This window comes from Micromonospora sp. NBRC 110037 (assembly GCF_001652995.1).
Lineage (GTDB): Bacteria > Actinomycetota > Actinomycetes > Mycobacteriales > Micromonosporaceae > Micromonospora > Micromonospora chalcea.
Genome location: NZ_BBVA01000002.1, coordinates 1,791,759 through 1,810,112, shown reverse-complemented (window position 1 = coordinate 1,810,112; position 18,354 = coordinate 1,791,759). Strand labels below are relative to the sequence as shown.

The following is an 18,354-nucleotide window of genomic DNA, read 5'->3' as shown; positions in this document are numbered from 1 at the left end:
CATGTCCAGACTCCGTACCGGAATCGTCGCGGTGCTCGCCGCGATCGGCCTGGTCGTCACCGCGGCCCCCGCCCCACCGGCCCTCGCCGCCGGCGGCCCGAACCTCGCCGCCGGGCGCACCGCCACCGCCAGCAGCGTCAACGGCCCCTACGTCGCGGCCAACCTGACCGACGGCAACCAGGGCAGCTACTGGGAGAGCAGCGGCGCGCTGCCCCAGTGGGCGCAGGTCGACCTCGGCACCAGCCGCGCCGTCGACCAGGTAGTGCTGAAGCTCCCTGCCGCCTGGGAGGCCCGCAACCAGACGCTGTCCGTGCAGGCCAGCGCCGACGGCAGCGGCTTCACCACTGTCGTCGCGTCCGCCGCCCGGACGTTCAGCCCGGCCGCCGCCAACACCGTGACGCTCGGCTTCACCGCCACCGACGCCCGCTACCTGCGGGTCGTGATCACCGCGAACACCGGCTGGGCCGCCGCTCAGCTCGCCGAGCTGGAGGTGTACGGCGCGGCCACCTCCTCGACCAACCTGGCGCTCGGCCGGACCATGACCGAGAGCGGTCACGCCGACGTGTACGGCGCGGGCAACGCCAACGACGGCAACGCGGCCACGTACTGGGAGAGCCCGAACAACGCGTTCCCGCAGTGGATCCAGGCCGACCTGGGCGCCGCCACCAGCGTCAACCGGCTGGTGCTGCGGCTGCCGTCCGGCTGGGGCGCACGCACCCAGACGATCACCGTGCAGGGCAGCACGAACGGTTCTGCGTTCGGCACGCTCGTCGGGTCCGCGTCGTACGCGTTCGACCCGGGCGGCGGCAACACCGTGACGGTCACCGTGCCCACCGCGTCCACCCGGTACGTGCGGCTGCTGTTCACCGCGAACAGCGCCTGGCCCGCCGGGCAGCTCGGCGAGCTGGAGGTCTACGGCCCGGTCACCGGCGACACCCAGGCGCCGAGCGCGCCCGGCAACCTCGCGTTCACCGAGCCCGCCACCGACCAGGTGCGGCTGACCTGGACCGCGTCCACCGACAACGTGGGCGTCACCGGCTACGACGTGTACGCCAACGGCGTGCTGCGCACCACCGTCGGCGGCACCACGCTGACGTACACCGACACCCAGCCCGCCGGGACCACCGTCTCCTACTACGTGCGGGCGCGGGACGCGGCCGGGAACGTGTCGGCGAACAGCAACACGGTCACCCGCACCGGCAACACCGGGGACACTGTCGCGCCCACCGCGCCCGGCAACCTGGCCTACACCCAGCCGGCGAGCGGGCAGATCCGGCTGACCTGGACCGCGTCCACGGACAACGTGGGCGTCACCGGCTACGAGGTGTACGCCAACGGCACGCTGCGCACCACGGTCAGCGGCTCCACGCTCACCTACACCGACAGCCAGCCGGACAGCGCGACCGTCTCGTACCACGTGCGGGCCCGCGACGCCGCCGGGAACGTGTCGGCGAACAGCAACACCGTCACCCGTACCGGCAGCAGCACCGGCGGCACGAACCTGGCGGTCGGCAAGCCCGCCACCGCGTCGTCGATGGTGCACGTGTTCGCCGCCGCCAACGCCGTCGACAACGACGTCACCACGTACTGGGAGGGCGCGCCCGGCGCGTACCCGAGCACGCTCACCGTCGCGCTCGGCGCCAACGCCGCGATCAGCGCCGTCGTCGTGAAGCTCAACCCGGACCCGGCGTGGGGCGCGCGCACCCAGACGTTCCAGGTGCTCGGGCGGGAGCAGTCCGCGTCCGGGTTCACCAGCCTGGTCGGCTCCGCCACGTACTCCTTCAACCCGAACAGCGCCAACACGGTGACCGTCCCGGTCTCCGCGACCGCAGCCGACGTCCGGCTCCAGTTCACCGCGAACTCCGGCTCCGCCAACGGCCAGGTCGCCGAACTCCAGGTCATCGGCGTCCCGGCGCCGAACCCGGACCTCACCGTCACGGCCGTCACCGCCGCGCCGTCCGCGCCGGTGGAGACCGACGCGATCACGCTGTCCGCCACCGTGCGCAACGCCGGCACCGCGGCCTCCGCCGCCACCGACGTCAACCTCTACCTGGGTACGACGAAGGTCGGCACCGCCGCCGTCGGCGCGCTCGCCGCGGGCGCGTCGAGCACCGTCTCGGCCACCATCGGCGTACGCGACGCCGGCAGCTACCAGCTCACCGCGAAGGTCGACGAGTCGAACGCGGTGATCGAGCAGAACGAGGCGAACAACTCCCACACCAGCCCGACCCCGCTGACCGTCAGCCCGGTCGCCAGCTCCGACCTGGTCGCCTCCGCCGTCACCTGGTCACCCGGCACGCCGAGCGCCGGCGCCACCGTCTCCTTCGCGGTGACGCTGCGCAACCAGGGCACCATCGCGTCGGCGAGCGGCGCGCACGGCATCACGCTGACAGTGCGCGACCAGTCCGGGGCGGTGGTCCGTACGCTCACCGGCTCGTACAGCGGCACGATCGCGGCCGGTGCCACCGCCGGACCGGTGTCGCTCGGCACGTGGACCGCCGCCAACGGCCGGTACACGGTGCGGGTGGTGCTCGCAGACGACGGCAACGAGCTGCCGGTGAAGCGGCAGAACAACACCAGCGACCGGGCGCTGTTCGTCGGCCGCGGGGCGAACCTGCCGTACGACGCGTACGAGGCCGAGGACGGCACGACCGGAGGCGGCGCGCAGGTCATCGGCCCGAACCGCACCATCGGCGACCTCGCCGGGGAGGCGTCCGGGCGTCGCGCGGTCACGCTCAACACCACCGGCGCGTACGTCGAGTGGACCACCCGCTCGGCCGCGAACGCCCTGGTGGCCCGCTACTCCATCCCGGACGCGCCGGGCGGCGGCGGGATCGACTCGACGATCAACGTGTACGTCAACGGTGTGCTGCACAAGCCGATGAGCCTCACCTCGAAGCACATCTGGCTCTACGGCGCCGAGGCCGGTCCCAGCGACTCGCCGAGCGCGGGCGCGCCCCGGCACCTGTACGACGAGGCGAACGTGCTGCTCGACACCACGGTCCCGGCGGGCAGCCGGATCCGGCTCCAGAAGGACCCGGCGAACAGCACCACGTACGCGATCGACTTCGTCGACACCGAACTGGTGTCGCCGCGCGCCAACCCCGACCCGGCCCGCTACAAGGTTCCGACCGGGTTCAGCCACGCCGACGTGCAGAACGCGCTCGACGCGGTACGGATGGACACCACCGGCACGCTGGTCGGCGTCTACCTGCCCGCCGGCACGTACGAGACGGCGCAGAAGTTCCAGGTGTACGGCAAGGCGGTGAACGTCGTCGGCGCCGGCATGTGGTTCACCCGGTTCCAGACGCCGCGCAACCAGCAGAACACCGACGCCGGTTTCCGGGTCGAGTCCTCGGCCAGCGGCTCGACCTTCGCCCACCTGGCGTTCTTCGGCAACTACACCAACCGGATCGACGGTCCCGGCAAGGTGTGGGGCGAACTGAAGGACGTGGACGACCTGACGCTGGACAGCGTCTGGGTGGAGCACACCGTCTGCGCGTACTGGGGGGTGAGCGTGGACGGGCTGACCATCCGGGACAGCCGATTCCGCAACACCTTCGCCGACGCCGTGAACATGACCAACGGCAGCACGAACAACCTGGTCACCAACTCGGAGGGCCGGTCCAACGGCGACGACGCGTTCGCGTTGTTCTCCGCCACCGACCAGGGTGGCTCAGGCGGCAACCACGGCAACGTGTTCGAGAACCTGACCGCCACGCTGACCTGGCGGGCAGCCGGGCTGGCGGTGTACGGCGGCTACGACAACGTGTTCCGCAACCTGTACATCGCCGACCAGCTCACGTACTCGGGCATCACGATCAGCTCGCTGGACTTCGGCTACCCGTTCGTCGGGTTCGGCGCCAGCCCGCCCACCCGGTTCGAGAACATCTCGCTGATCCGCTCCGGCGGGCACTTCTGGGGCGCGCAGACGTTCCCGGCGATGTGGTTGTTCTCCGCGTCCAAGGAGTTCCGTGGCATCCGGGTGAGCGACGTGGACATCGTCGATCCGACGTACTCGGGGATCATGTTCCAGACCAAGTACAACGGCAGCCAGCCGGAGAACCCGATCACCGACACGGTGCTGACGAACGTATCGATCTCCGGCGCGCGGCGCAGCGGTGACGCGTTCGATGCGAAGTCCGGCTTCGGCATCTGGGTCAACGAGATGCCCGAGGCAGGTCAGGGCCCCGCGGTCGGCGCGGCCACCTTCACCAACCTCCGCCTGACCGACAACGCCCAGGACATCAAGAACACCACCACAACCTTCACCATCACCCGCAACTAACCTCGCGGCCTCTCCCACCCCCGCGATCTTGCACTTTCGGCCCCCGCGATGCCGGATTACTCCTGGTATCAGGGGGCGCGAACTGCAAGATCGCGGGACGGGACGGGGCGGGCGTCGAGGGCGGCACGGCGATCTTGGAGTTGTGGCGCCTCTGATAGTGGGGCGAAGCCGACAAGCTGTGGCACCACAAGTCCAAGATCGACGGGGGAGGTAGGTCCGCCGGTCAGTGGGGGAGGGCGGTGGAGAGGCGGCGGATCGCCTCGTCCATCTGCTCGGGTGGGGCGGCGGCGTACGTGAGGCGCAGGTGCGGGGCGGGGGGTTCGGCGGCGTACCAGGGGCGGCCGGGGAAGACTGTCACCCCCGCTGCCGCGGCAGCCGTGGTCACCGTTACGTCGTCGGTGTTGTCGGGCAGGCGTACCCACAGGTGCAGGCCGCCGCGCGGGACGTCGCGCGGCGCCAGCTGCGGCAGGTGGCGGTTCAGTGCGGCTAGCAGCGCCTCCCGGCGGGCCCGCAGCTGTACGCGCAGGCTGCGGCGGTGCCGGTCCCAGGTGGGCGCGGTCAGGAACTCCAGCGCCGCCTGTTGCAGCGGCCCGGCGACGAACAGGTCGTCGAGCAGGCGGGCGGCGCGCAGCCGGGCTCCGGCCGGTCCGCGCGCGCCGAGCGCGGCGATGCGCAGGCCGGGCGCTGCCGGTTTGGTGAGTGAGCGCAGGTAGACGACGTGCCCGTCGGGGTCGTCGGCGGCCAGCGGTGGCGGGGCCTCCCCGTCGATGGTGAGGTCGCGGGCGTAGTCGTCCTCGATGAGGAACGCCCCGGCGTCGCGTACCGCCTCGGCGACCTGGGCGCGCCGTGCGGGGGAGAGCGTCGCGCCGTGCGGGTTGGCGTGCAGCGGCTGGCAGTAGAACAGGCGGGCGCCGGTGCGGGCGAACGCGGCGGCGAGCTGGTCGGGGCGTACCCCGTCGGTGTCGGCGGGCACCGGCACCACCCGCAGTCCGGCGGCGCGCGCGGCGGCGAGCGCGCCCAGATAGGTGGGGGATTCGACGAGCAGCGTGTCGCCGGGTGTGGTGAGCGCCCGCAGCGTGGTGGAGAGCGCGGCCTGCCCGCCCGGGCAGATCACCATGTCCTCGGCGCGCAGGCCCCCGCCGGCCGCTCGGGCGAACCAGGCGCGCAGGTCGGCGCGTCCCTCGACCGGGCCGCGCTGCCACGCCGCCGGTTGCCGGGCGGCGCGGGCGAGCGCCGCGCCGAGCGCGGCGGCCGGCTGGAGGTCCGGGTCCAGGTAGCCGCCGGTCAGCGGGATCGCGCCCGACGGCGGTAGCGACAGCAGCGCCTGCATCTCCTCCTCGCCGTCGCGCCGTGAGCCCAGCGCGACGGTCTGCCACGACAGGTCCGGCCGTGGTGGGTCGGCGCGCCGGTTCGACACGTACGCGCCACGTCCCGGCCGTGTCTCGATCAGGCCGTCGGCGACGAGCCGCCGGGTCGCCTCGGCGACGGTGACGGGGGAGACGTGATGGTGGGCGGTCAGCTCCCGTACCGACGGCAGTCGCGTGCCGGGGACGGCGTCCGCCGCCAGCGCACCCAGATGCCGGACGACACGCTCGATAGCGCTACCATCATTCATGACGGCACAGAGTAGCGCTACTGCACCAACGAGGGTAACGGTGGGAGCGGGCGGCGGGGTCGCCCTCGGCGCGCTGGGCGTGCTGGCCTTCAGCATGTCGCTGCCGGCCACCCGCGTCGCGGTGCACACACTCGACCCCTGGTTCGTCGCGTTCGGACGGGCCGTCGGCGCGGCGCTGCTCGCGTGGGCCTACCTGCGGCTCACCGGCGCCCCACGCCCCACCCGGGACCAGTGGCGACGGCTGTCCATCGTCGCGCTCGGCGTCGTGGTCGGCTTCCCGCTGTTCACCTCGCTGGCGCTCACCACACAGACATCGGCGCACGGCGCGGTGGTGGTCACCGTGCTGCCCGCCATGACGGCGGTGTTCGCGGTGCTGCGGGCCGGGGAACGGCCGCCGCCGCTGTTCTGGATCGCCAGCGTCGCCGGACTGGCGCTGGTGCTCGCGTTCCTCGCCGCCGGCGGCTCGATCCGCGGGACGCTGGCGCCCGCCGACCTGTACCTGCTCGCCGCCGTGGTGCTCTGCGGACTCGGGTACGCCGAGGGCGGCCGGCTCGCCCGCGAACTCGGCGGCGCCCGCACGATCTGCTGGGCGTTGCTGCTGTCACTCCCGGTCACCGCGCCGGTCACGGCGGTTGCCGCGTTCGTCCACCCGCCGCACGGCGGCATCGCCGCGTGGGCCGGGTTCGGCTACCTCACAGTGGTGTCGATGTTCCTCGGCTTCTTCGCCTGGTACGCCGGGCTGGCCCGGGGCGGCATCGCCAAGGTCGGCCAGATCCAGCTCGTCCAGCCGGTGCTCACGCTGATCTGGTCGGCACTGCTGCTCGGCGAGGCGGTCACGCCCGGCGCGCTCGTGGTGGCGGGCGCGGTGCTCGCCTGCGTCGTGCTCATCCAGCGCACCCGGGGCGGCGCGACACCGTCGCGCGCCCCGGGCCGGTCGCCCTCAGCAGGGCGCGATGGTGCCGGTCACGCTGGAGACGTACGCGTGGCTGACGAAGTGTCCTGACGCGAGGCGGTTCCACTGGGTGGTGGTCCGGTACGGGCCGCTCACCGACTGGCCGCTGACCGAGCACTCGATCGGCACGTCGGCGTACGTGGCGGCCAGCCCGACGACCGGGTTGCTCGTGCTGGGACCGGAGCGGATGTTGAGCGGCCCGCTGCCGATGCGGCCGCGGGTGCCGGTGCCGGTCCAGAGGTAGGCGACGTCGACCCAGGCGTTGTCGGTCAGCAGCAGGCCGTCCCAGAACGTGCCGTCGGCGAGGTCGATGCCGGCCGGGCTGCCCACCACACGTCCGAACTGGTCCCGCCCGCCGTTGTAGCCGCTCTGGTACGCCGCCTGCGCCTCGGGCCGGCCCTGCGGCAGGTCCTTCCACATCTCCCGGGTGCTGCTGGGGTTCCAGTAGTCGTCCTTGGTGTTCCACGGTCCGACGTCCCAGACCGGCGCGTACTCGCAGCGGCTGCGGGTGGTGGTGCAGACCCGCACGGTGTAGTCGCCGGTGTTCTTCGGCGCGAGTCCGCGGAACGAGGGCAGCGCGACGAAGTGGTCCCGGGAGACGATCACGTGCCCGTTGGCGGTGGTGCCGCCGACCAGGCCCTCGCGGGTGGCGTACACCCGGTAGGTGAGGCCGGGCGTGGCGGCCGTGACGGCGGCGACCGAGTCGGCGGTGAGCCGGACCGTGCGCAGGCTGGGCGCGGCGGACGGCTGGTCGGCGGTGAGGACCACCCGGATCTGCACCCGGGTGACCGGCTGGTCGAAGACGGCGGCGCCGGCCACGGCCCGCCATTCGGTCCACGCGCCCGATCGCCAGCCGCGCGCCGCCACCTCGACGGCGCCGTCGCGGGCGGGGACTGCGACGACGTCGGCCCGGACCCGGTTGGCCGGTGCGGCGAGTGAATGCGGCGCGACGAGCAGCGTGCCCTCGGCCGCGATGCCGCGCCGGGCCGCGGGCCGGTACGCCGGGTCGGCGAGGCGCAGTTCCGTGCCGGTCCAGCGGACGTTGACGTCGTCGGAGTCGACTACGGCCAGGTCGGCGCTCCAGGTGTTGCCGGTGGCCGGTGCCGCCAGGGGCGCGGCGGGGGCCGGGGAGGCGGCCAGGACGGCGGCGACCGCGCCGGCGACGACCGCCGGGGTGCAGGTCCTGCGGGATCGGGACATGGCGCTCCTCGTGGGGGCAGAGTTAGACGGATGTCGATGCGAGGGTGAGGTGCAGGCAACCATCGATCTCGCCGCCCGTCAAGGTGGCGTCCCCGGCGTCCGGCCGCCCTGAGCAGTGCAAAAAACCTGCAAACGCTACCTCTTGCCCTGAGCGAAAGCGCTTTCATACGATCGCGTTACATCGATGTTTCGTTTGCGGCCCGGGCATCGCAGATGAACGACATCCGCCGGCGACGCGCCTGATCGCGTCGCGGCTCCGCACTATTCCCATTCGGTTGCTGCCGCGGCTCGGCGGCAATTCCCGCGTGCTCGAAAAAGGAATGAGGCGACATGAGAAGACCAGTCGCGCTGCGACTCCACGCGGCACTGGCCACGGCGGTCGTCGGTATCGCCGTCGCCGTGGCGCTGCCGTCCCCGCAGGCGTCGGCGGCGGCCGGCAGCGCCACCGGCTACGCCACCCAGAACGGCGGCACGACCGGCGGCGCGGGCGGGCAGACCGTACGCGCCACCACCGGCACCGCCATCCACGCCGCGCTCTGCGGCCGGGCCAGCAGCAGCACCCCGATCATCATCGAGGTGACCGGGACCATCAACCACGGCAACACCAGCAAGGTCTCCGGATCGAGCTGCAACACCGCCGACGGCGTGATCGAGCTGAAGCAGATCAGCAACGTCACGATCATCGGGGTGGGCAGCGGCGCCGTCTTCGACCAGCTCGGCATCCACATCCGCGACTCCCGCAACATCATCATCCGCAACGTGACGGTGCGCAACGTCAAGAAGTCCGGCTCGCCCACCTCCAACGGTGGTGACGCGATCGGCATGGAGAGCAGCGTCCGTAACGTCTGGGTCGACCACGTGACGCTGGAGGCGTCCGGCGGGGAGTCGGAGGGCTACGACGGCCTGTTCGACATGAAGGACGACACCCAGTACGTGACGCTGTCGTACAGCATCCTGCGCAACTCCGGCCGCGGTGGCCTGATCGGATCGAGTGAGAGCGACCGCGGCAACGGCTACATCACGTTCGAGCACAACCTGTACGAGAACATCGACTCCCGTACGCCGTTGCTGCGCGGCGGGATCGCCCACATGTTCAACAACCACTACAACGGGCTGCACGAGTCGGGCATCAACTCCCGGGCCGGCGCACGGGCCAAGGTGGACAACAACTACTTCCGCAACTCCAAGGACGTGCTCGGCACGTTCTACACCAGCGAGCGCGGCACCTGGCAGGTCAGTGGCAACATCTTCGACAACGTGACCTGGTCCTCGCCGGGCAGCGACAACTACCCGGCGGGTCCGAACGTGACCTCGACGACCACCGTGAGCGTCCCGTACTCGTACCGGCTCGACGCGGCGAGCTGTGTGCCGGACATCGTGCGGCAGACGGCGGGCGCGAACACCGGCCTGCGGGTGTCCGACGGCAACTGCACGCCGCAGTCCCCGGCGCCGACGACGCCGGGGCCGACCACGCCCGCACCGACCACGCCGCCGCCCGGGACGACCACCCCGCCGCCGTCCGGCGGGACCAACCTGAGCCTCGTCTCCGGCGCCGGCGCGGACGGGTCCAGCAAGGCCGACGGCACCAGCTACGGCAACGTGCGCGACGGCAACCTGAGCACCTACTGGTCGCCGTCGGGGTCGACCGGCACCGTCTCGATCAAGTGGGGCTCGGCCACCACCGTCTCCCGCGTGGTCATCCGCGAGCCGTCCGGCACCTCGGGCTCGATCGGGTCCTGGCAGCTCGTCAACAACGACACCGGCGCGGTGCTGGCCTCCGGCAACGGGGCCGGCCAGATCACCTTCGGCGCGACCTCGCTGAAGAAGATCAACTTCAAGATCAACAGCTCCAACGGTACGCCGAGAGTCGGCGAGTTCGAGACGTACGCCAGCTAGCAGTCACACACGAGCGGGGGCGGCCGATCCGGCCGCCCCCGCCCTTGTTGCGTGTCCCCGGTCAGAGGGTGAGCACGACGGTGGAGATGCTCCGCGCGCCGACGTTCACGGTGACCTGGTTGCCGTTCACGCCGACCGGCTGGCTCGCCGCGCTCGCGTTCTGCGACGTGGCCACGTACTCCGCCCGGCTGACGTTCTGCGGCGCCTGGATGATCGCGTTGTTCACCGCGCTGGTGGACCGGTTGAGGATCACCAGCGTGACCTTCCCGTCGCCGGAATAGGCGGTCACCTCCAGCGGCGACGCCTTGGAACTCTTGGTCAGGGCGACCCGCTGGTAGCCGGGCCGCACGTACTTCGCGTACTGCGAGAACGCGTACCCGCGCTTGAGCGGCGCGCCCGCCACGGTGCCGTACGCGGACTCGCCGTCACCGATGAACGAGTAGTAGCGCTTGCCGTACCACCAGACGTACGCGCTCCAGTTCGACTCCATCGACTTGTGCACGGTGCGCATGATGTCGTCGAGCGTCTCGTTCCACGCCGCGGCGTTGGCCGGGTTGCCCCAGATGTTGGAGCCGCCGCCGTCGGCCTCGTGCAGGTTCCACTCGGTCATCCACACCGGCTTGTTGTACTGCTGCGCCAGCGTGTACGGCTTCAGCCGGCCGGACGCCTCGGTGCCGTAGAGGTGCCCGCCGATGTAGCCGATGTTGTTGCGGGCGGCCGCGTCGTTGAGCGTCGGGTCGGTGTAGCCGTAGTTCAGGTTCACCGCCTCGGCGACCATCAGTTTGGTGTTCTGCACCTTGGCGCCCTGCTCCCGCACGAAGGTCTGGAGTTCGGTGCCGCTCCAGTCCATCGAGTCGTAGTCAGGGTGCCAGTCCGGCTCGTTCTGCACGGACGTGACGTCGATCGTCACACCCTGGTTGCGCATGTACTGGACGTAGCTGTTGAGGTGGTTGGCGTAGTCGTCGTAGTAGTCGGTGCGCAGCTTGCCACCGTTGATCCGGCTGTTGTTCGTCTTCCAGGCCGCCGGGGCGGTCCACGGCGACGCCATGATCTTCACGTTCGACCCGTACGACTTCGCCGTGCGCAGCGCGCTGACCTGGGTGCCCCACTCGCCGGACACCGGCGAGATGCCGGTACGCACGATGGACAGGCCGAGCTGGTTGGGGCCGAGCCCGACGAGCGTCTGCGTCTCGGCCGTCGACCAGGCGCCGCCCCAGATCGACACGGCGGCGCCGAACCCGTCGATCGTCTGGTAGCGGCTGGCGGTGTTGACGGTGATGTCCGCCGCCCCGGTCGGCGGCGGGGTGCTGGGCGAGGTGGTCGGCGAACTCGTCGGTGACGTGGACGGCGAGGTGGACGGCGACGTGGGCGTCGTGCCGCCGGTGCAGGTCACCCCGTTGAGCGCGAAGCTCGTCGGCGCGGGGTTGCTGCTGGTCCAGGCCCCGTTGAACCCGAACGACGTGCTGCCATTCGTGGGGATGGACCCGTTGTAGTCGACGTTGCGGGCGGTCACCGCCGCTCCGCTCTGGGTGACTGTGGCGTTCCACGCCTGGGTGACGGTCTGGCCGGCGGCGTAGGACCAGGTGAGCGTCCAGCCGTTGACCGGGTCACCGAGGTTGGTGACCGTCACGTTCGCGCCGAAGCCGCCCTGCCACTGCGACGACACGGCGTAGGTGACCGCGCATCCGGCGGCTGCCGCTCCGGCCGGCAGCGCCGCGGCCATCGCGGTGGACGCCAGCAGGACCGCGCCGGCCGACAACACCGCGGTACGGGTCGTTCTGTGCCTTCTCATGCGACCTTCCTTCCTGGACGGTCCGGCTCAGCGCTGGAGGGTGAGCAGTCCGGGGCGGTAGGGCAGGAGGCCGTAGTCGCCGCCGGAGTTGGGGGAGCGGCCCTGGTAGAGCAGTTGGAGGTTGCAGGGGTCGACGGTGAAGGTCTGGTCCGCGGTGGTGCGGATGAGTTCGCCGTGGCTGATGTCGTTGGTCCAGGTGGCGCCGCTGTTGGCCTTGCCGGCGAACGGGTTGGACTCGGTGGCGGCCTGCGGGGTCCAGGAGCCGTTCAGGCTGGTGGCGGTGAAGGACCGGAAGTAGCGGCCCTGCGAGCCGATCGCCTCGACGATCATCAGGTAGCGGGTCTGGCCCTGCAGCTTGTAGACCTGTACGGCTTCGAACAGGTTGTTCGTGGAGTCGGACATGATGGTGGTGTAGTTGGAGCCGAAGCTGCCGGGGAAGTTTCCGATCGGCATGCTGGAGCGGTAGATCTTGCCGTTGTCACCGGCGAAGAACAGGTACATGTTCTGGTCGTCGGCGATCAGCGTCTGGTCGATCGGGCCGGTGCCGGAGCCGGAGATGCTGCCGGTGAACAGCGGCTGCGCCGACGACCACCCGTTGGGGTTGGTGGGGTCGTTGGAGGTGCGGTAGGAGAACGCGGTCGGTCCCCACTGGTACGCCAGCACCCAGATGTTGCGCGGCGCGAAGTAGAACAACGTCGGCGCCACGGTCCCCGACGACATCGCGTTCTGGCTGGCCGACGCCATCTGCGACCAGTTGGAGAACAGACCGAAGTTCATCGACCCCCACCTCGTGCCGGTGTCGTGGGTGGTGGCGTAGACCAGGTGCTGCCCGTTGTAGGGCACCACCGTGAAGTCCTTCAACGACACCCAGCCCGACCGCGGCTGCGCCAACGCGCCGGTCGAGGACCACCGGTACGACGACGGGAGACTGCAGGTGTTGCCCGGCGGCGGAGTGGTGGGTGGCGCCGTGGTCGGCGGTGCCGTGGTGGGTGGCGCGGTGGTGGGTGAGCCGGTCGGGCCGCCGGTCGGCGTGGTGCCGCCGGTGCAGTTCACGCCGTTGAGCGCGAAGCTGGTCGGCACCGGGTTGCTGCTGGTCCAGGAGCCGTTGAAGCCGAACGACGTGTTGCCGTTCGTCGGGATCGACCCGTTGTAGTCGACGTTGCGCGCGGTGACCGCGGACCCGCTCTGGGTCAGGCTCGTGTTCCACGACTGGGTCACCGTCTGCCCGGCGCCGAACGACCACGTCAGCGTCCAGCTCGACACCGGGTCGCCGAGGTTCGTGATAGTGACGTTGGCGCCGAAGCCGCCCTGCCACTGCGACGAGATCGCGTAGTTCACGGAGCAGCCCGCGGCGGCGGCCCCGGCGGGCAGCTGCGCCACGGCGACCGACGCCGACGCGAGCAGCGCGGCGCCGGCCGACGCCAATATGGCATTGACTGACCTGGATCTGGACATGAATTGACCTCCTGCGGGGGCGGCGGCTCTGGCATTGGCGGTGGCGATTGTTTTGTGAGCGTTAACAGCCGCGTCAGGGATGTTACGGGAGCGCTCCCATGCGCTCAACAACCCATTTCCGCACGCACCGAATCAGCGCGGCCCCCACCCGCCCGCCCCGGACGCGACGATCATGAAGTTGACCGCGTCCAATGCGGACAAATCCGCGGCCTAACTTCATGATCAACGGGGTAAAAGGGGAGGGGGAGAGGGATGGGGGCGTCAGGCGGGGGTGCAGGGGGTGTTGTCGGCGGTGCACGCGACGGGGGCGTCGTGCTGGGGGTCCGGGTCGCGTACGTCGAAGCGGATGGTGGCGGACTCGCCGCCCGGCAACGCGCCCCCGGTGAAGGTGACCACTGTGCCGTCCTGGGTGGCCTCGGCTCCGCTGACACTGCCCACAGTGGCGCCCTCGTGCAGCGTCACGGTGACCGTCCAGCCCGGACGCGGTGACGGGCCGGGATTGCGCAGCACCACCTCGCCCCGGTAGCCGAAGATCCGGTCGTTCACCGTCTCGTAGGTGGCGCTCAGCGGCGTCGCCGCCACGGTCGAGGGCGTCGCGCTCGGCGTACGGCTGGGGGTGGGTGACGGCGTCGGCGAGGGTGACTCGCTGCGGCGGCTGGCGCTGGGCGTGGGCCGCGCGGTCGTGGGGCGCGCGGAGGGCGTCGCGGTGGACGGCATGACGAGTGACGTCGTGGGGGCCGGCGCGGCCGGGGCGGGCGGCTCGTCGCCGGTGGTCCATACCGTTGCTCCGGCTGCCGCGGCCAGCAGCGTGACCGCGCCCGCCGCGAGCAGCGCCCGGCGCCGTCCGGGCCGGCGGGGTTCGTCGCCGAGCAGCCGGACCACAGGCAGTTCGGCGGTCAGCCCGCCCTCGGCCCGGCGCAGGTCCACGTTCTGGAACGCCAGCCAGTCCAGAATGGCCGGCAGCCGTCCGGTGACCGCCTGCTCGTGCTGCTCGGCGCGGGCGTCGGCGTCCCAGTCGCCCTCTTCGAGCACCTCGCGTACGGACAGCCGGGTGCCGTGTGCGGTGGGGGCCAGGTCGCAGGCCAGGCGGGTGGCCCGGTCGGCCTCCCGGCAGCGGACGACCAGCCGGTGCGGCGCGCGCAGCTCGACGGTCTCGACCTCGGTGTCGGTGTCGTAGCCCGGCAGCGCGGCGGTGGCGAGGATCCACCGGTCGGACCCGGGCGCGCTGTCGGTGAACCACTTGGCCAGCAGCGCGCGTTCCGTCAACGCCCGCCAGGTCCGGGCGGGCGGGTGGAACAGGTCGACCTCGGTGACGATCTCGATCACGCGGAGACTCTAGGGCCTGTGTCAAGGTCGGTGCGGGGCGCTGTCGCCGCCGTCGTGCCAGCGGGCCCGCCAGGCGGCCTCGCTCTCCTCGGCGCTCGACTTCTCCTCGTGCATGAGCCGGCGCAACGCGATCCGGGAATCGGCGAAGATCACCAGCTCGGCCGCCACGAGCGCCACGCAGATCGCGGTGAGCAGACCCAGCGCGCCGAGCGCCGGCAGGTGCCGCCCGACCGGCAGCGCCACGGCGAGCAGGACCACGGCGCCGACCCGGGTCCAGGACAGCGTCCGCAGCGCGCGCCACTGGAACGCCATGTTCGCGGCGAAGTAGACGAGCACGCCGCCGAAGAGCAGCGGCACCGCCGGGCCGTGGCCGCGCTCCATCGGGCCGCCGGCCGGGTCGGTGACGATGCGGACCAGTTCCTCGGCGCCGATCGCGAACAGGATCACCCCGGCGATCATGGGCAGGTAGAGGTAGGCGTACGCGTCGCGGGCAAGCGCCACCCGCGCGTGACCCTGGGCGGCGTGCAGCGCGATCCGGGCGGCCGGGCCGATCATGTCGAAGTGCGCCCACCAGAGCGCGGCGGTGAACAGGATGCCGAAGATCGCCGCCGGGATCGCCGGCCAGGTCACCGGCTGGCCGAGCAGGTTGCCGCCCACGCCGACCGAGATGACCGACTCGCCGAGCGCGATGATCAGGATCAGGTCGTACCGCTCGGTCCAGTGCTCGGCCGAGGTGATCTTCCAGCCGTCGGTGCCGGCCAGCAGGCCACTGCTGTACTGGATGGCCACCACGGCGATCCACAGTCCGTCGCGCAGCCACGGGCCGACCTCCGGGGACACGCGCGGCGGCAGCAGCGCCGCCACCAGCAGCAGGGTGGCGGTGACCAGCGCCTCGGGCAGGAACAGCCGCAGCTTGTGCCGGGCCGGCGGGTCGTCGCGCGTGGCGTACCAGTACAGCGCGGTGTGCACGGCCCGGATCACCACGTAGCTGATCGTGACCAGGATCGGCCCGGCGCTGCCCTTGTCCAGGTCGCCGAACGTCTGCGGCAGCGCGAGCGCGAACGTGAACAGCGCGATCATGCCGACCACCATGAGGATCGGCACGAAGCCCTCGCCGAGGCGCAGCCGGGCGGCCACCGCGCTGTGCACCACCCAGCACCACCACAGCACGGCGAGCACCAGCAGCGCGTGCAGCAGTTCCCCGGGGGTCACGTTGGCGGCGGTGGCCCGCGTGATGATGAAGAAGGACACCACGAAGACGAGGTCGAAGAAGATCTCGAATCGGTCGACCCGGGTGGCGGGGGCGACGCCGGTCGCCGGCCCGAGCCCTTTGCGCCACCGGTCGCCACCCACCGGGCGAGTGTGTCAGCCCAGGTCAGGCCGGATGCTGCTTTCGCCGGCCATTCCACCGGTCCGATGGGGAGCGGCGCGCTCAGCCCGCCGTGGGGGCGGCGAGGGCGAGCACGTCGCGCAGCACGTCGCGCAACGGGCGCCCGGGGCGCTCCAGCCACTCGTGGGCGGCGATCCGCAGGGACGCGAGGAACGTCGCGGCGATGATCCGGGCCCGCAGCGCCGCGTCCGGTCCGGTCAGCCGGCGGGCCAGCTCCGCGGCCATCTCCCGCTCCAGCGCCGCGTACGCGGTGACCTGGTGGGCGGCCAGGCTCGGGTGACCGTGCAGTCGCCGGCGCCGGTCGAGCCAGGGCTCGGCCGGGTCGTCGTAACCGTCCTCGGCCTGGGCCAGGGCGGCCCGGGTCAGCGCGGCCCACGGTGGCAGCTGCGCCGGTTGTTGCGCGACCAGCGCGAGGAGCCGGCGCAGCCGCAGCGTGTCGCCGTGGAAGAGGGCCTCCTCCTTGCCGCTGAAGTAGTTGGAGAACGTGCGCCGGGAGACGTTCGCGGCGTCGGCGATCGCCTCGACGGTGATCCGGTCGGGGCCGTGCTCGACGGCGAGCGACAGCGCCGCCTCGTGCAGCGCCTGCCGCGTGGCCGCCTTCTTCCGCTCGCGCAGCCCGGTGCACTCCTCCATGCGACAAGCCTAGGTGACCCATTTCTCAATGGGCAAAGTTGCCCGACGGGCAAGGTTTAGTGTTGATTGCTTGAGGCAACGAAGCGGCCAACCCGCATCGACACATCTGGAGGACGCGCGCATGAGCGCACCCACCGTGACGGCTGAGGCCGCCCCGATGAGCAAGCGGAAGACGCTGGAGGCGCTCAGCGGTCTGCTGCTCGTGCTCTTCGTGGCCATGCTGAGCAGCACCGTGGTCTCGACGGCCCTGCCGAAGATCATCGGAGCGCTGAACGGATCGCAGACGCAGTACACCTGGGTGGTCACCGCCACCCTGCTCACCGCGACCGCGACCACCCCGATCTGGGGCAAGCTGGCCGACCTGTTCAACAAGAAGCTGCTGATCCAGATCGCCATCGTGGTGTTCCTGGTCGGGTCGATCGCGGCCGGCTTCGCGCAGAGCGCCGGGCAGCTCATCGCCGCCCGCGCGTTCCAGGGCATCGGCGTCGGCGGTCTCCAGGCGCTGGTCCAGGTCGCCATCGCGGCCATGATCCCGCCGCGTGAGCGGGGCCGCTACAACGGCTACCTGGGCGGCGTCATGGCGCTGGCCACCGTCGGCGGCCCGCTGCTGGGCGGCCTGATCGTGGACACCTCCTGGCTCGGCTGGCGCTGGTGCTTCTTCGTCGGCGTACCGGTCGCGGTGGTCGCGCTGTTCCTGCTCCAGGTCACCCTGAACCTGCCCACCGTGCGCCGGAAGAACGTCAAGATCGACTATCTGGGCGCCACGCTCATCGCCGCCGGCGTCAGCGTGCTGCTGATCTGGATCTCGTTCGTCGACGACTCGTTCGCCTGGGCCTCCTGGCAGACCGGGGCCATGGTCGGCGGCGCGGTGCTGCTGCTCGCGCTCGCGGTCTGGGTGGAGGCGCGGGCCGCCGAGCCGGTGGTGCCGCTGCACATCGTCCGCGAGCGCACCACCGCCCTGGCGATCCTGGGCAGCCTCGCGGTCGGCATGGCGATGTTCGGCGGCGCGGTCTTCCTCGGCCAGTACTTCCAGATCGGCCGCGGCTACAGCCCGACCGAGGCCGGCCTGCTCACCATCCCGATGATGGTCGGCGTGTTGATCTCCTCGATCGTGGCCGGCCGGATGATCACAGCGACCGGGAAGATCAAACCGTACATCGTGTTCGGCGCGGTCGTGCTGGTCGTCGGGTTCGCCATGCTCGGCACCATCGACCACGAGACGTCGCTGGTCTTCGTCGGCCTCGCCATGTTCATCGTCGGCGTCGGCGTCGGCATGACGATGCAGAACCTGGTGCTCGCGGTGCAGAACACGGTGGCTCTCAAGGACATCGGCGCGGCCAGCGCCAGCGTCGCGTTCTTCCGCTCGCTCGGCGGCACCATCGGCGTGTCGGTGCTCGGCGCGGTGCTCGCTCGCCGCGTCAGCGACCGGATCACTCACGACCTCGCCGCGGCCGGCATCCCCACCACCGGCGGAGGCGGCGGCAGCACGCTCAACCTCGACGCGCTGCCCGAGCCGGTCCGGCAGATCGTGCGGGCCGCGTACGGGGACGCAACGGGGCACATCTTCCTGATCTCGGCCGCCATCGCGGTGGTGGGTATCGTGGCGGCGCTGCTGCTGCGCCCGGTCACCCTGCGTTCCAGCCTCGACCTGCCGGACACCGGCCGGTCGGTGGCGGTGGGAGCGGACGCCGTCGACGGCGCGCCCGCCTTCGACGAGGTGAGCGTGGACTCGGCCGGGCGGGAGGAACGCGCCCGCCGCTGAGCCCGTACCCCCAGGGCCGTCGCCGACCCCGGCGGCGGCCCTGAT

The 18,354-nt window shown here is 71.5% G+C and carries 11 protein-coding genes; 4 read left to right on the top strand and 7 right to left on the bottom strand.

What is annotated here, in order from left to right; genetic code table 11:
* Position 1 precedes the first annotated feature (1 nt).
* Complete coding sequence (locus tag A4R25_RS07270) at positions 2-4,288, top strand: discoidin domain-containing protein (RefSeq protein WP_064446074.1); 4,287 nt, start codon at positions 2-4, stop codon at positions 4,286-4,288.
* A 223-nt stretch (positions 4,289-4,511) separates the two neighbouring features.
* Here A4R25_RS07270 and A4R25_RS07265 read toward each other — a convergent pair whose 3' ends face one another.
* Positions 4,512-5,903 carry a PLP-dependent aminotransferase family protein gene (locus A4R25_RS07265; protein ID WP_064446073.1) on the bottom strand — a complete coding sequence of 464 codons (1,392 nt, stop codon included), beginning with the start codon at positions 5,901-5,903 and terminating at the stop codon, positions 4,512-4,514.
* Between the two features lie 40 nt (positions 5,904-5,943).
* Here A4R25_RS07265 and A4R25_RS07260 point away from each other — a divergent pair, with 40 nt between their 5' ends.
* Positions 5,944-6,906: a DMT family transporter gene (locus A4R25_RS07260; RefSeq protein ID WP_157538989.1), complete on the top strand. Its 963-nt coding sequence runs from the start codon at positions 5,944-5,946 to the stop codon at positions 6,904-6,906.
* Here A4R25_RS07260 and A4R25_RS07255 read toward each other — a convergent pair.
* Positions 6,844-8,055: a hypothetical protein gene (locus A4R25_RS07255; RefSeq protein WP_064446071.1), complete on the bottom strand. Its 1,212-nt coding sequence runs from the start codon at positions 8,053-8,055 to the stop codon at positions 6,844-6,846. The genes A4R25_RS07260 and A4R25_RS07255 overlap by 63 nt on opposite strands.
* A 330-nt stretch (positions 8,056-8,385) precedes the next feature.
* Between A4R25_RS07255 and A4R25_RS07250 the strand changes: the two genes are divergently transcribed.
* Positions 8,386-9,951: a polysaccharide lyase family 1 protein gene (locus tag A4R25_RS07250; RefSeq protein ID WP_064446070.1), complete on the top strand. Its 1,566-nt coding sequence runs from the start codon at positions 8,386-8,388 to the stop codon at positions 9,949-9,951.
* 61 nt (positions 9,952-10,012) lie between these two features.
* On the opposite strand, the gene A4R25_RS07245 is transcribed toward A4R25_RS07250, so the two are convergent.
* The 5 genes from A4R25_RS07245 to A4R25_RS07225 all read right to left on the bottom strand — a co-directional run bounded on the left by A4R25_RS07245 (position 10,013) and on the right by A4R25_RS07225 (position 16,547).
* Positions 10,013-11,743: a cellulose binding domain-containing protein gene (locus A4R25_RS07245; protein ID WP_043324291.1), complete on the bottom strand. Its 1,731-nt coding sequence runs from the start codon at positions 11,741-11,743 to the stop codon at positions 10,013-10,015.
* 27 nt (positions 11,744-11,770) lie between these two features.
* On the bottom strand, positions 11,771-13,198 hold the full coding sequence (locus A4R25_RS07240; RefSeq protein ID WP_043324289.1) for a non-reducing end alpha-L-arabinofuranosidase family hydrolase: 1,428 nt from the start codon (positions 13,196-13,198) through the stop codon (positions 11,771-11,773).
* Positions 13,199-13,459: 261 nt separating this feature from the next.
* Entirely contained in the window at positions 13,460-14,524 is a 1,065-nt protein-coding gene (locus tag A4R25_RS07235; protein ID WP_064446069.1) for an SRPBCC domain-containing protein, read from the bottom strand.
* Positions 14,525-14,545: 21 nt separating this feature from the next.
* Positions 14,546-15,877, bottom strand: a complete 1,332-nt coding sequence (locus tag A4R25_RS07230) for a low temperature requirement protein A (protein ID WP_064446068.1) — start codon at positions 15,875-15,877, stop codon at positions 14,546-14,548.
* A 79-nt stretch (positions 15,878-15,956) separates the two neighbouring features.
* Positions 15,957-16,547 carry a TetR/AcrR family transcriptional regulator gene (locus A4R25_RS07225; protein WP_064446067.1) on the bottom strand — a complete coding sequence of 197 codons (591 nt, stop codon included), beginning with the start codon at positions 16,545-16,547 and terminating at the stop codon, positions 15,957-15,959.
* Between the two features lie 121 nt (positions 16,548-16,668).
* Here A4R25_RS07225 and A4R25_RS07220 point away from each other — a divergent pair, with 121 nt between their 5' ends.
* A complete protein-coding gene (locus A4R25_RS07220; RefSeq protein ID WP_064446066.1) occupies positions 16,669-18,309 on the top strand; it encodes an MDR family MFS transporter in 1,641 nt (546 codons plus the stop codon).
* Positions 18,310-18,354: the final 45 nt, after the last annotated feature.

Bases quoted from the DNA above. Each gene is read 5' to 3' on its own strand.
- A4R25_RS07270 (WP_064446074.1), top strand. From the start codon at position 2: ATGTCCAGACTCCGTACCGGAATCGTCGCGGTGCTCGCCGCGATCGGC.
- A4R25_RS07265 (WP_064446073.1), bottom strand. From the start codon at position 5,903: ATGAATGATGGTAGCGCTATCGAGCGTGTCGTCCGGCATCTGGGTGCG.
- A4R25_RS07255 (WP_064446071.1), bottom strand. From the start codon at position 8,055: ATGTCCCGATCCCGCAGGACCTGCACCCCGGCGGTCGTCGCCGGCGCG.
- A4R25_RS07250 (WP_064446070.1), top strand. From the start codon at position 8,386: ATGAGAAGACCAGTCGCGCTGCGACTCCACGCGGCACTGGCCACGGCG.
- A4R25_RS07245 (WP_043324291.1), bottom strand. From the start codon at position 11,743: ATGAGAAGGCACAGAACGACCCGTACCGCGGTGTTGTCGGCCGGCGCG.
- A4R25_RS07240 (WP_043324289.1), bottom strand. From the start codon at position 13,198: ATGTCCAGATCCAGGTCAGTCAATGCCATATTGGCGTCGGCCGGCGCC.
- A4R25_RS07225 (WP_064446067.1), bottom strand. From the start codon at position 16,547: ATGGAGGAGTGCACCGGGCTGCGCGAGCGGAAGAAGGCGGCCACGCGG.
- A4R25_RS07220 (WP_064446066.1), top strand. From the start codon at position 16,669: ATGAGCGCACCCACCGTGACGGCTGAGGCCGCCCCGATGAGCAAGCGG.